Below are 12,201 nucleotides of genomic sequence, written 5' to 3' on the forward strand. Positions count from 1 at the left end.
CGCACAGTCTGCGTCGTTCGGACCGGTTCACTCCTCGCGCTCGAACTCCGCCTGGGCTCGCTGCGCGTCCAGTTCGTCCTGCGCGGTGCGGTAGACGTCACGCACCAGGCTGCGGACCACCTCGGGGTCGGACGACGTGGACGCTGTGCGAACCCGGTCCTCCCACCCGTCCGTCTCGCCCTGATTCCCATCGTTCCTGGCCATACGACAACCCTAGCCACGCCCTCACGGATCGCCACTCGGGTCCCATGCCAGGATGTGCTTGTTCAGGCAAGTTGTACCGGCCCCACGCGCGCGGTTCCCGCACATCGCCGGCGGGAAGAATGACGTAGCCAGACGTTTCTCCGAAGCGTTGAATACATGGGTACTATGCGCAGCGTCATCCATGACGGTTCGAAGGAGTGACCGGTTGTGACCAGCCAGCCAGCCGCCACCCTCCGGTCGCGGTACGTCGAGCAGGCGGCGTCGGACCTGGAGGAGAACCGCCGCCGCCAGAGGGAACTGACCAGCAGGATCTCGGAGTTGCAGCAGGAAGAAGCGATGCTGCTGGACATCCTGCGTCTGGCCGAGCGGTACGAAGGCTTGCCGGATCCGTCACGTGTGCCCGAGCAGACTCACGCGGCGCCGCCCGGATCGAAGTCGCGTCGGTCGCTGCTCGGAGGCGTCCTGCTGGAACTGCTCGCCGGCCACGACGAGCCGCGCCTGGCGAAAGAAGTGCGGGAAGAACTCCTGGCGAAGCATCCGGACCGCAGCCCGACGCCCCAAGTCGTGCGCAACACCCTGGAGTCGCTGGTGGCGAAGGGGCGCGTACAGCGGCACAAGCAGCAGCGCGCGGTGATGTACAGCCTCGCGAAGCGCCCGGAGATTCGCGTCTCCTCCTCCGCAGCGAGAAACTCCGGCTGAGCGGCGGTCCGAGTTCCGAGTTCATACGTTTCACCGACGCCCGTCAGCGACATTTAGACTGCGGCCATGGCAGACGTGACGAACATCGAGCCTCTCCATCGTGACGAGGAAGCCTTCCTCCGGGCTCTGGGCAGGGTCATGGCGCTGCTGCCTCGCACCGTGGACGCGGACATGCTCGAGGACCATCCGATTTCCAGTACCGAGTACATGGTCCTGGTGCACCTCTCCGAGGCGCCCCGCAGACAGCTGCGGATGAGCGAACTCGCCGGCATGTGCGGGCTGTCCCTGAGCGGCATGACCCGCGTCGTGGGCAGGCTCACCACACAGTCACTCGTCCTGCGGGAGAAATGTCCGGCCGACGGACGAGCGTGGCTCGCCGTTCTCACCGACTCCGGGTGGACACAACTGACGCGGGCCTGGCCCACCAATCTGGCGAGCGCGCGCCGCCACGTCTTCTCCCGGTTGGAAGGCTGCGACATCGCCGCGGCCGCCAAGGTCCTGGAGCGGATCGCACCGTCCTGATCAGGGTCTTGGCTGGCTCAGGTCACAGACCAAGGTCCAGGGCGAGACAGGAGAACTGGTTCCAGGAAGCCTCAGGGTTGTAGGAGGCGACACTCGGGCCGTTCGCCGCCTGCTCCTGGACCATCCGGTCGAAGCCGACGCGCTCAGGGAGCTTGCCGAATCGAGCCTGCCGCGCCGCCGCCGCATCCATTGCGCCCTCAGTGTCCACGATGACTCCCTCTCCCCTGCTGCCGCACGGTTCGGCCGACGACCCGAACACTTCGGTGTCCCGGACAGCCACAAGGCTGTCCCCTGGCGCGTCACCTGTCAAGACGGTGACGCACGCCGGATCGCCAGGAGCTTGCAGCGCCGCCCACGGCGAAGTCGGCACCCGTGATGCACGACGCCCGATCGCTCGGGCTGGGAAGGAGGCGAGTTCGACGATCTCCATGATCTCCACGGTCTGCGCCGAGCGCTTGAGCAGCGCCTTGTTCACTGGCGGCCCGAGTCACCTGGTCGTTGCCGAAATCGTGGTCACCGGCCGTGGCCGGCGCCCGTCATCTCGTCGCCGGCGCTGACCGGTGGAGATCAGTGGAGACGCCGGACAGGTCCACATCTGCTGTGCTTCCGGGGCGATTTGACCAGTTGCCCGGTGCCATGGCGGACGGGCCCGCCAGTTGGCTCCCATTACCCCGGCAGAACCACGGGGCGGGTGTGACCGTGCCGACCGATTCGCTTAAGGTACCTGTGAATCCGGAGGCCGAATGCGGAACGCCGCGCCTGCTAAGGCGAGGTGCGGGGACACACCGGGCCGGTCATTGCCCGACCCCCTCAGCGAGTCGGACGGGTCTGCCACTCGGGCCTCGCATCGATCAACTCGGCCTGTCGGCCGTACCGTTCGGCAATCCGGCTGCGGCTCTCCCAGTGACCTGTCACTGGAACCCCACGTAAGGATCTTCGTCTTGCACAAGAGGAACAGACGGCTGCGGCTCCCCGTCCTGATGGCGGCCGGCGCGCTGGCCGCAAGCGGCCTGGCCACACTGCAGTTCACCGCGTTCGCCGACAGCCCGGACGACTCCGCCGGTACCAGTCGGCAGCAGGACTTCGCCTCCGCCGCCGCGGAGTACGACGTCCCCGTCGACGTTCTGCTCGGCGTCGCCTACCAGGAGTCGGCATGGGACTCCCACGGCGCGCGGCACAGCACCGACGGTGGCTTTGGACCCATGCACCTCACCGACGTGACCCCTGCCATGATGGCCGGCGGTGACGCGGGCGCCGCCGGTCGCAAGGAGCTTTCCGCCCTGGCCGCGAAGCCCGCTCTGCACACCCTGCAGGCCGCCGCGAAGCTGACCGGACTGTCCCCGGACGCCCTGCGCACGGACTCCGCGGCGAACATCCGTGGCGGCGCGGCCCTCCTCGCGTCGTACGAGAAGTCGGTGGCCGGCGGCACGCCCGCTGACCCCACCAAGTGGTACGGCGCCGTGGCCCGTTACAGCCAGTCGACGCAGCGACAGAGCGCGGTGGTCTTCGCGGACCGCGTCTTCGGCACGCTCCGTAAGGGCGCCTCCCGCGTGACGCAGGATGGGCAGCGTGTCCACCTCGGCGCCGCTCCCTCGGTTCGCCCCTCGGCCGCACAGGTGGACCGTCTGCACCTGAAGGCGGCCGACACGGCGGACACCGAGTGCCCGCCGAGCGTGGTGTGCACCTTCGTGCCCGGCTCCCCGGTGGGTCTCCAGGTGTCCAACCGGCCCGCGAACGGCATCCGGATCGACACCATCGTCATCCACGACCTGGAGTCGACCTACGACGCCGGGGTGAAGGACCTGGCCTCCCCGACGAAGAACGCCGCGACGCACTACGTGATGCGGTCGTCCGTCGGCGCCGTGACCCAGATGGTCCCCACCAAGGACATCGCCTTCCACGCGGGCAACTACTCCACGAACATGCACTCTCTCGGCATCGAGCACGAGGGGTACGCCGCGAACGGCGCCACCTGGTACACCGAGGCCCAGTACGAGTCCACGGCCGCTCTGGTCACGTACCTGGCGGCGCGGTTCGACATCCCGCTGGACCGGCAGCACATCATCGGCCATGACAACGTTGCCGGTCCGGCCGACGCCTACGTGTCCGGCATGCACTGGGACCCGGGCAACGCCTGGGACTGGGACCACTTCATGACGCAGCTCGGCCACCCGTACAGTGGCGCGCACCGCGTCCCCGAGACGGGCCAGGTCGTGACCGTCGATCCGACGTTCGCCGACAACGTCCAGACCGTGCGGGTCTGCCCGGGTGACGATCCGCTGGACCCCTCGGCCCCTTGCACGGACAAGCAGCAGGCGTCGAACTTCGTCTATCTCCGCAAAGCCCCGGACGCGACCGCGCCGCTCTTCGGCGACCAGGCGATCCACGGGAGCGGCGACGGCACGAACCGCATCAGCGACTGGGGCAGCACCGCCCAGTCCGGGCAGCAGTTCGTCGTCGCCGATGTGCGGGGCGACTGGACCTCGGTCTGGTTCAGCGGTGCCCAGGTGTGGTTCTACAACCCGGACGGCAAGAACGCCAAGATCACCTATGGCGTGCAGTTGATCCGTCCCGCGGGCTCCACCTCGGTTGCCGTGTACGGGCAGAGCTATCCGGACGCCTCCGAGTACCCGGCCGGCCTGAGCCCGTCGACGCAGTCCGCGCTCAGCATGTACACCGTCCCGGCCGACCAGGCGTACGTCGCGACCCGGCCTCCGGCCGTCACCGACGACTACTTCAAGAGCAGCGGGACCGTCGTCCTCGGCGGCAAGAAGATGTACACCATCCAGTACAACCACCGTGTCGTCCTCGTCTACGCGAACGACGTCACGGCGACCCCGGTGTCCCACCACTGGGAGGACGGGAACTGACCGACCGCCGAGGCGGTGAAGCGAGGGGCCCGGCCGGAACCCACCCGGCCGGGCCCCTCGCCGTATCACGGGCGCCGGGCGGGGGCCTCGCACGAGCGATTTAGACTGTGGCCATGCCAGACGTGATGCATATCGAACCCCTCGACCGCGACGAGGAGGCGTTCCTGCGGGCCCTGGGCCGAGTGATGGCTCTGCTTCCCCGGGTCGTCGATGCCGACATGCTGGACGAGCACCCCATTTCGAGCACCGAGTACCTCGTCCTGGTGCATCTCTCGGAGGCCCCGCACAACCAGCTGCGGATGAGCGAACTCGCCAACACGTGCGGCATGTCGCTGAGTGGCATGACGAGGGTGGTGAACCGGCTGCAGGCCCGGTCCCTGGTCGCGCGCGAGAAGTCCCCCGACGACGGCAGGTCCTGGCTCGCCGCCCTCACCGAGGCCGGCTGGACGCAGTTGAAGGCCGCGTGGCCCACCAACCTCGCGAGTGTGCGACGCCACGTCTTCTCACACCTCGACGGTTGCGACATCGCCGCCGCCACGGAGGTGCTGCAGCGCATCGCGCCGCAGTAGGCAACTTGGCTCCAGCCACGGGGCGTTGTCCGGACGGACGGAACGCGGGCCCCGCGGGCCCCTTGGCCCGATGGACGACAAGGCTTCTCCCGCTCTCCCGCTCTCCGACCCTCCCGCTCTCCGGCCCTCCCGCTCTCCTGCTCTCCCGAAGCGGTGGACAGGGATGAGAGAACCTCACCTGCTTGGCCGGTGATGCGTACGCGAACCGGTCAGGCCGTATTCGCGGCGGCAGCCCGCGACGAGCGACCGGTGGCCCTTTGCGGCCAGCTCGACGAACCCGGAACCGCACGACTGAGGGCTCCCCCTGCCATGCGATGTGACACAGCCGCACTCATTTACTTGACTCGTCAATCACTCCTCTGCATACTTCGCTGAGCAAGTACTTACCGCGCGGCGTGTCCATGTGCCGCTGCCGGCTCCACGAAAGGGTCTTCCCGTGACCAAGATCGGAATCATCATCGGCAGCACCCGGCCGGGCCGTAACGCCGAGGCCGTCGCCCGCTGGGTGCACGAGGTCGCCGCCGAGCGCTCCGACGCCGAGTTCGAGCTCGTCGACCTGCTGGACTACAAGCTGCCGCTTCTCGACGAGGCCTACCCGCCGTCGATGGGCAACTACACCCAGCCCCACACCCAGGCATGGGCCGAGAAGATCGCGTCCTTCGACGGGTACGTCATCGTCACCCCCGAGTACAACCGCACGGTGCCGGGCGCCCTGAAGAACGCCATCGACTTCCTCTACGCCGAGTGGAACAACAAGTCCGTCGGGTTCGTCAGCTACGGCGGCGTCGGCGGCACCCGCGCCGTGGAGCACCTGCGCGGCATAGCGGGCGAGCTTCAGCTGGCCGACGTCCGCTCCCAGGTGGCCCTCTCGCTGTTCACCGACTTCGAGAACTTCTCCACCTTCACGCCGGCCGACATCCAGCGGGACACACTCGCCACCACCCTGGACCAGGTCGTGGCGTGGGCCGACGCCCTCGCCCCCCTGCGCACCGCCTGACCGACCGGGACGGCCGGCCGCCGGCTGACCGGATGTGAGCCGCGAGGCCGATGCGCGTCCCCGCGCGTCGGCCTCCACAGGCATGCCTTGGCAGCCACCAGAGTCACCTGTCAGACTAGTGACGTGAATCTCGACCACGTCTTCGTCTGCGGGACTCCGGCCCTCGACTTCGCCGCGACCCTGCGCGCCCGGCGCTCGGTCCGGTTCGAGATGTTCGCCACGCCGGACAGACTGGACGCCTGGTACACGGAATCCGGCATCGTGGACGCCGTCTCGCCTTGTCGGAGCGATGACGTGGAGCAGGCGAAGGCCGCGCGTGAGGCGATCTACGAGTTGGTGACGGCGCGTCGCCTCGGCGAGGACTTCGGGCACGGGGCCCTCGCCGTGGTCAACAGCGCCGCGCGGAGATCGCCGGGGGTGCCCCAGCTCACCCCCTCCGGGCGCTGGACCGCGGCGACACCGGACGAGGCCCTGTCCATGGTGGCGAGGCTCGCGATCGAGCTGCTGAGCGGGCCGGACGTACCGCTGCTCAAGGAGTGCGGAAACCGCGAGTGCACCCGCACGTACATCGACCGGTCGCGGGGGATGCGCCGGCAGTGGTGCGGCATGGAGTCCTGCGGCAACAAGATCAAGGCGGCCGCCTACCGCGCCCGCAAGAAGGAGTCCACACCTGCCTCCGCCTGAAGGGTCGGGGCGGCGATCGAACCCGCCGCCGAGGCGGTTTCGAGTTCGTCCACGTCACCACGTCGCCCGGGTGGGACCGGGGCACACGCCCGACTGCGTTGCGGGCGCGGCCGGACCCGTTCCCTGTCAGTGCCGGTGGATTCCCCTCGCGGTGCGCAGCGCCGCCATCGCATCGCCGACGGCCGCGATCCGCTCGGGACTCAGCGAGTCGACGAACACCTCGCGGATGGCGCGCAGATGCGGCAGCAGGGCCGCCCGGAAAGCGTGGGCGCCTTCGGCGGTGAGCACCACCTCCGCGCCCCTGCTGTCGGTCACACATGGGTCCCGGCGAATCAGCCCGCGGCGCTCCATCCGCCCCAGGTGATGCGACAACCTGCTTCGTTCCCACCCAACGGCGCCGGCCAGCTCCGATGACCGCAGCGTGCGACCGGCGGCTTCACTGAGCGCCAGCAGTACCGCGTAGTCGCCCGGCGACAGGGCCGAGTCCTGCTGCAACCGGGCCGCCAGCTCGTCATGGAGCGCCTGCGCGGTTTCGACGAAGTCGCGCCAGACCCGTAGCTCCTCGGCATCGGGATACAGGCTGCGCCGTTCGCTCACCGGTGACCCCTTTTGTTTGACGTGTCAACCATGTCGAGTAATACTTGCCGCATCAAGCAAATCATACTCCCGCATCTTTCAGGTGGCCCGCTCCGGGAACCATCGGAGGAGGACGCCATGTCGGCCATGCCATTCGCATTCGGCCTGAACTCGTTCGGGGAGGTCGCGACGGACGCCGACCGCGTCCTCGACGATGCCGAGACCGCTCGGCTGCTCGTCGAGGAGGCTCGGCATGCCGAGGCCGTGGGGCTGGATGTCTTCAGCATCGGCGAGCACTACCGCCCCGGTCACGTCGACACCGCTGCTCCAGTGCTGCTCGCCGCCATCGCCACCGCGACCGAGCGCATCCGTCTCGGGACGTCGGTGACCGTGCTGAGCACCAACGACCCCGTGCGGCTGTACCACGACTTCTCCACGCTCGACGCGGTCTCGAACGGCCGCGCCCAGCTCGTCGTGGGACGCGCCTCGGCGACGGACTCGTTCCCGCTGTTCGGCTATGACATGAGCGACTACGAAGAGCTCTTCGAGGAAAAGCTCGAACTCCTCATGCGGCTCCAGCGGGAGGACTCGGTGACCTGGTCCGGTGCCTTTCGCGCACCGCTGTCCGAGCAGCGGCTGCGTCCCCGGATGCGCCCGGGCGGAATCCCCACCTGGATCGGCGTGGGAGGCAGCCCCAACTCCGTACTCAGGGCGGCCCGTTACGGCCTCCCCCTGATGCTGGCCATCATCGGCGGGCGCCCGGAGCGCTTCGCCCGCCATGTCGATCTCTACCGGCGCGCCCTCCAACAGGCCGGACACGGGCCCCAGCCGATCGGCCAGCACTCCCTGGGCTTCGTGGCGGACACCGACGAGGAAGCCGCCGAGACCTGGTGGACGTACTGGAAGCCGGTGGTGACCGACCTCGCGCGGGAACGCGGTTTCTACCCGCCGACCTGGGACGTCTACCTCGACGAGATCGACCACGGCGCGCTCTACGTGGGCTCTCCGGACACCGTCGCCCGCAAGATCGCCACGGCCGCCCGCGACCTGAGCCTGAGCCGCTTCGACCTCAAGTACGACATCATGCACCTCCCTCGCGAGGCCCGCGCCCGCAGCATCGAACTGCTGGGCCGCGAAGTCGCGCCCCGCGTGCGGGAGTTGCTCACGAAGGAGTCCCGCCATGTCTGATCTCGACTTCGGCCTCGACACGTTCGGCGACGTGCCGGTGGACGACTCCGGTACGCGGGTCTCCCATGCCAGGGCAATCCGTCAACTCGTCGACGAGGCCGTTCTCGCCGACGACATCGGCATCGACGTCCTCGCGGTGGGCGAGCACCATCGCCCCGAGTACTCGGTCTCCACGCCGGAAACCGTGCTCGCCGGCATCGCCACACGCACCAAGCGCCTGCGGCTGTCCTCCGGCGTGACGGTCCTCAGCTCCGACGACCCGGTCCGGGTCTTCCAGCGCTTCGCGACCGTCGACGCCCTCTCCAACGGTCGAGCCGAGGTGATCCTCGGGCGAGGGTCCTTCACGGAGTCGTTCCCCCTCTTCGGCTACGACCTCAGCGACTACGACAAGTTGTTCGAAGAGAAGATCGAGCTCTTCGTGCGTCTGCTCGACGAGAAGCCCATCACGTGGAAGGGCAGCGTCCGGGCCCCCCTCGACGAGGCCGAGGTCTTCCCTCCCACCGAATCCGGTCACCTGCCCACCTGGGTGGGCGTCGGCGGGTCGCCGCCGTCGGTCGTCCGGACCGCCCGCTACGGCCTTCCCCTGATGCTCGCCGTCATCGGCGGCTCCCCCGCGCGCTTCGCGCCCTACATCGACCTCTACCAGCGGGCCACGGCACAGTTCGGCACCACCGCACACCCCGTGGGGATGCACTCGCCGGGATTCGTGGCCGACACCGACGAAGAGGCCCGCGAGGTGTACTGGCCCAGCTACCGGACCATCCGCGACCGGATCGGCGCGCTACGCGGCTGGCCACCGATACGCCGCGAGGAGTTCGACGCCGAGATCGAGCACGGCTCCCTATACATCGGGTCGCCCGAGACGGTAGCGCGCAAGATCGCGCGCGCCGTGGGTGATCTCGGCGTGGGCCGCTTCGACCTCATCTACACCGCGGGGACGCAGCCGATCAGTGCCCGGCTGCGCGCCGTGGAGCTGTACGGCACGAAGGTGGTTCCCATGGTCCGCGACATCCTGGCCGACTGACCGAAGGAGAGGGAGAAACCATGAGCATCGAGAACGCGCCCACGATCGGCATTCTGGGCGCCGGAAAAGTAGGGACCGTACTGGCCCGGCTGGCACTCGCCGCCGACTACCACGTGCTGATCGCAGGCTCGGGCGCGGTCGAGAACATCGCTCTCACCGTCGAGGTGCTCGCCCCCGGTGCGGTCGCTGTCACCGCGGAGGAGGCGGCGGCCGGAGCGGACGTCGTGGTCCTGGCGCTCCCGCTCGGGAAGTATCGCCGTCTGCCTGTCGGAGCCCTGCGGGGAAAGCTGGTCGTCGACGCGATGAACTACTGGTGGGAAGTCGATGGTCTGCGGCAGGACTTCGCCGACCCTGCCGTCTCCACGAGCGAGATCGTCCAGGCTTTCCTCCCCGAGTCACGCGTGGTCAAGGCGTTCAACCACATGGGCTACCACGACCTCGAGGACGGTGCCCTGCCGGCCGGGCTGCCCGGGCGCAAGGCGATAGCCCTCGCCGGCGACGACGCACACGACCTGACCACCGTCGCACACCTGGTGAACGCCCTCGGCTTCGACCCCGTGGACGCCGGCCCACTCGTCGAGGGCGTACGACTGCAACCGGGCGCGGAACCGTTCGGCGCGAACGTAACGGCCCTCGAGCTGCGGGCCATGCTGGACCGGTTCGCGACGACGGAGCACGGGCGGGCGGTGCTCGAAGCCCGGGCCGCGAAGACGGTGTCCTTCGACATGGCCCGCTGAGGCGACGCCGCCGGGAATCCCACAGCGGGGCCGTGCACCTGGTCACCCATCCGGCTCTTCGCCGCCAGTAGGAGAGATCCCGCTGCCGCACCGTCCGACCCGCCGGCATCAGGGGTCGCTCTCGCGGACTTCTCCGTTGTGTGAGCACCCGCCCGACCGTTATTTTGCTGTCGCAAAGCGATGGGTCGATGTCAAGGTGCTCCACAGTCCTCCGTTCATGCCGGGGCACGTCAGAGAGTGAGCGCCTAGCCTGGAAAAGGAACCAGGGAGGACGAGTCGATAGCCGTGATCTTCAGCATCGGTGACCTGCTGCCCGAGTCCGACCTGCGTACCGGAGTCGATTTGTTGGTGCGCCTGGTGGAGGCGGCCGGTGCCATCATCATCTTCGTCGGCGCGGTCGTCGCTTTCACCCGCCTCATCACGGTGGGGCTGCGCGAACGGCGCCCCGAGATCTTTGTCTCCGTGCGTCTCACTCTGGGGCGCTTCCTGCTCCTGGGTCTGGAGTTCCAGCTCGCGTCCGATATTTTGCGGACGGCCATCTCCCCGACCTTTCGCGAGATCGGCCAGCTCGCCGCGATCGCGGCAATTCGAACAGCGCTCAACTATTTCCTCGGTCGCGAGATCAAGGAAGAACGGGCCCAGATTGCGGCCGAAAAGGTGCCGGAGGACTCCGGAAAAGACTCGTGACAGCGATGCTCCGCCGCCCGCGACCTGGACTGCCCCCCGTTACCCCTGTGTGGTCGGGGTCGAACCCTCCAACGACGGCAGGGTGAAGGCCGACGGCGCCGAGCACCTCAGCACTGCTGCTCGAAGTGAAGGTTCTCCCAGCGGCCGGCGGCGATGTCCTGGCGGGTACCCACGATCAGGTTCAAAGTGAACAGGCCGTGGTCGACGCCGTTCCCGGATATCTGGGCGAGGAGCACCGTGCCGTCCTGGTCGGGCGGCACCTGCCACTGGTCGGAGAATCCGCCGACCTGCGCGACGGAGTGAGGGGCGGTTCCGCCGTGGACCCTGTTCACCAGAGCCTCGACAAAACGGTCCAACGCCTCCGCGTGCTGACCGTCGTCGTCGGCGTCGCCGTCGCCGTCGCCGTCGTTCAGGAATGCCTGCACCAGCGGAGATCTGTGCCAGTCGTGGTCGATGGTCAGCCCCGGCATGGGGTACAGCAGGTGCGGTTCGTAGGGAGGAGTCTTCGAACCCTCCGCGTCTTCACGCTGCCGGGGTGCGGCGGTCGGGACACCGGCCGGCACGTGAAGAACGGCGGAGTCCTCCGGCTCGTACTCGAACGTGGTGAAGAACAACAGTTGCCCGTCCGGTGGAAGTTCGATGTCGAGGTGGTCGCGGGGCAGGGCCGCGCAGTCGACGACGAGCACGAAGGGATCCGCCTGTCGGCTCCCTTCGTCACCCTCCGGCAGGGGAGGATGCCCACCGGTCCTTCCCGCCGGACGGAGATCCTCCCGGCCGGACTCGGGCAGATCAGCCCGCCTCACCAGCAGGACACACGGTCGCAGCAGTCCCGCCAACTCCCCTGCCACGTCCGTGGGAACACCGTGCTCCCCGGCCAGCCCGGTCACGTTGCGTTCGTCGACGTATGCCATGCCGGTGATCGTGTCACGACCCTCTGACACCGGCTCGGTCCGTCCTTAGACGTCGTTTCTGATGGCTTGCTCCATGAGCCCGGCAGACGCGGCTCAGCGAGTCATGAATCGGTCCAGATCGTGTGACTTCCCGCGCAGGTTGGCTGACCACGCCTCATGATCAGAAGGTGGATGGTTCGGGGTCGAGTTCCAGTCCACCGCGATGCCGGCCCTCTCTGCGAGGACCAGCACAGTGGCGACGAATCCCTCGGATAGGGTGATCATGACGGCGTGGTTGATCTCGCGGTGCCGCACCAGCAGGGCATCGACGAATGCTTTGAAGTCGGCGGGGTCGATCTGGCACTCGTCGGCTTCCATCGGTCCGATGCCGGAGACCAGGCCCAGTTCGGCTTCGTAGAGGGCTACTTGGCGCAGGAACAGCCGAGAGGCGCCGTTGGACGGGTTCCACAGGGTCTGCTCGGCCATCTCGTAGTACTGGCTCACCGGGCCATCTCTCTCCTGGTCACAGGCACAGCCTAGTCAGCCGGCGGTAA

General features: G+C 68.2%; 15 protein-coding genes. 10 read left to right on the forward strand and 5 right to left on the reverse strand.

The genetic code is table 11. The annotated features are described in order from the left end of the window. Nucleotides 1–27 precede the first annotated feature (27 nt). Nucleotides 28–204, reverse strand: coding sequence for a hypothetical protein (locus tag ABZT74_RS23955; protein WP_356175360.1), 177 nt, complete (start codon nt 202–204; stop codon nt 28–30). 207 nt (nt 205–411) lie between these two features. Here ABZT74_RS23955 and ABZT74_RS23960 point away from each other — a divergent pair, with 207 nt between their 5' ends. After that, the gene (locus ABZT74_RS23960; protein ID WP_356437951.1) at nt 412–903 is read left to right on the forward strand and encodes a hypothetical protein; all 492 of its coding nucleotides are present in this window, start codon (nt 412–414) and stop codon (nt 901–903) included. A 66-nt stretch (nt 904–969) separates the two neighbouring features. Further along, entirely contained in the window at nt 970–1,425 is a 456-nt protein-coding gene (locus tag ABZT74_RS23965) for a MarR family transcriptional regulator (RefSeq protein ID WP_356437954.1), read from the forward strand. A gap of 22 nt (nt 1,426–1,447) precedes the next feature. Here the strand turns inward: ABZT74_RS23965 and ABZT74_RS23970 are convergent, their stop codons facing one another. Continuing rightward, entirely contained in the window at nt 1,448–1,900 is a 453-nt protein-coding gene (locus tag ABZT74_RS23970; RefSeq protein WP_356437956.1) for a hypothetical protein, read from the reverse strand. A 466-nt stretch (nt 1,901–2,366) separates the two neighbouring features. Here ABZT74_RS23970 and ABZT74_RS23975 point away from each other — a divergent pair, with 466 nt between their 5' ends. The 4 genes from ABZT74_RS23975 (at nt 2,367) to ABZT74_RS23990 (ending at nt 6,545) form a co-directional block, all read left to right on the forward strand. After that, entirely contained in the window at nt 2,367–4,295 is a 1,929-nt protein-coding gene (locus ABZT74_RS23975; RefSeq protein WP_356437959.1) for an N-acetylmuramoyl-L-alanine amidase, read from the forward strand. A 113-nt stretch (nt 4,296–4,408) separates the two neighbouring features. Beyond that, nucleotides 4,409–4,864 (forward strand): MarR family transcriptional regulator, encoded by a 456-nt coding sequence (locus tag ABZT74_RS23980; RefSeq protein WP_356437962.1) that lies wholly within the window; start codon nt 4,409–4,411, stop codon nt 4,862–4,864. 436 nt (nt 4,865–5,300) lie between these two features. Further along, complete coding sequence (locus ABZT74_RS23985; protein WP_356175373.1) at nt 5,301–5,861, forward strand: NAD(P)H-dependent oxidoreductase; 561 nt, start codon at nt 5,301–5,303, stop codon at nt 5,859–5,861. A gap of 123 nt (nt 5,862–5,984) precedes the next feature. Next, the gene (locus ABZT74_RS23990) at nt 5,985–6,545 is read left to right on the forward strand and encodes a CGNR zinc finger domain-containing protein (protein WP_356437965.1); all 561 of its coding nucleotides are present in this window, start codon (nt 5,985–5,987) and stop codon (nt 6,543–6,545) included. 126 nt (nt 6,546–6,671) lie between these two features. Here ABZT74_RS23990 and ABZT74_RS23995 read toward each other — a convergent pair whose 3' ends face one another. Continuing rightward, on the reverse strand, nt 6,672–7,142 hold the full coding sequence (locus ABZT74_RS23995) for a MarR family transcriptional regulator (protein ID WP_356437968.1): 471 nt from the start codon (nt 7,140–7,142) through the stop codon (nt 6,672–6,674). A gap of 117 nt (nt 7,143–7,259) precedes the next feature. Between ABZT74_RS23995 and ABZT74_RS24000 the strand changes: the two genes are divergently transcribed. The 4 genes from ABZT74_RS24000 to ABZT74_RS24015 all read left to right on the forward strand — a co-directional run bounded on the left by ABZT74_RS24000 (nt 7,260) and on the right by ABZT74_RS24015 (nt 10,757). Continuing rightward, nucleotides 7,260–8,309 (forward strand): LLM class flavin-dependent oxidoreductase, encoded by a 1,050-nt coding sequence (locus ABZT74_RS24000; protein WP_356437971.1) that lies wholly within the window; start codon nt 7,260–7,262, stop codon nt 8,307–8,309. Continuing rightward, nucleotides 8,302–9,333: an LLM class flavin-dependent oxidoreductase gene (locus ABZT74_RS24005; RefSeq protein ID WP_356437974.1), complete on the forward strand. Its 1,032-nt coding sequence runs from the start codon at nt 8,302–8,304 to the stop codon at nt 9,331–9,333. Before ABZT74_RS24000 ends, ABZT74_RS24005 begins: the two co-directional genes overlap by 8 nt. A gap of 20 nt (nt 9,334–9,353) precedes the next feature. Next, nucleotides 9,354–10,070, forward strand: a complete 717-nt coding sequence (locus tag ABZT74_RS24010; RefSeq protein WP_356437977.1) for an NAD(P)-binding domain-containing protein — start codon at nt 9,354–9,356, stop codon at nt 10,068–10,070. 285 nt (nt 10,071–10,355) lie between these two features. Beyond that, nucleotides 10,356–10,757 (forward strand): DUF1622 domain-containing protein, encoded by a 402-nt coding sequence (locus ABZT74_RS24015; protein ID WP_356437980.1) that lies wholly within the window; start codon nt 10,356–10,358, stop codon nt 10,755–10,757. A gap of 107 nt (nt 10,758–10,864) precedes the next feature. Here the strand turns inward: ABZT74_RS24015 and ABZT74_RS24020 are convergent, their stop codons facing one another. Both ABZT74_RS24020 and ABZT74_RS24025 read right to left on the reverse strand, forming a co-directional pair. Beyond that, the gene (locus ABZT74_RS24020) at nt 10,865–11,668 is read right to left on the reverse strand and encodes a DUF1963 domain-containing protein (protein WP_356437983.1); all 804 of its coding nucleotides are present in this window, start codon (nt 11,666–11,668) and stop codon (nt 10,865–10,867) included. A gap of 93 nt (nt 11,669–11,761) precedes the next feature. After that, on the reverse strand, nt 11,762–12,151 hold the full coding sequence (locus tag ABZT74_RS24025; protein WP_356437986.1) for a DUF6086 family protein: 390 nt from the start codon (nt 12,149–12,151) through the stop codon (nt 11,762–11,764). Nucleotides 12,152–12,201 lie beyond the last annotated feature (50 nt).

Source organism: Streptomyces sp. NPDC005302 (genome assembly GCF_040607345.1).
In the GTDB taxonomy this organism is placed as follows: Bacteria; Actinomycetota; Actinomycetes; order Streptomycetales; family Streptomycetaceae; genus Streptomyces.

Bases quoted from the DNA above. Each gene is read 5' to 3' on its own strand.
- ABZT74_RS23955 (WP_356175360.1), bottom strand. From the start codon at position 204: ATGGCCAGGAACGATGGGAATCAGGGCGAGACGGACGGGTGGGAGGAC.
- ABZT74_RS23965 (WP_356437954.1), top strand. From the start codon at position 970: ATGGCAGACGTGACGAACATCGAGCCTCTCCATCGTGACGAGGAAGCC.
- ABZT74_RS23980 (WP_356437962.1), top strand. From the start codon at position 4,409: ATGCCAGACGTGATGCATATCGAACCCCTCGACCGCGACGAGGAGGCG.
- ABZT74_RS24000 (WP_356437971.1), top strand. From the start codon at position 7,260: ATGTCGGCCATGCCATTCGCATTCGGCCTGAACTCGTTCGGGGAGGTC.
- ABZT74_RS24005 (WP_356437974.1), top strand. From the start codon at position 8,302: ATGTCTGATCTCGACTTCGGCCTCGACACGTTCGGCGACGTGCCGGTG.
- ABZT74_RS24010 (WP_356437977.1), top strand. From the start codon at position 9,354: ATGAGCATCGAGAACGCGCCCACGATCGGCATTCTGGGCGCCGGAAAA.
- ABZT74_RS24020 (WP_356437983.1), bottom strand. From the start codon at position 11,668: ATGGCATACGTCGACGAACGCAACGTGACCGGGCTGGCCGGGGAGCAC.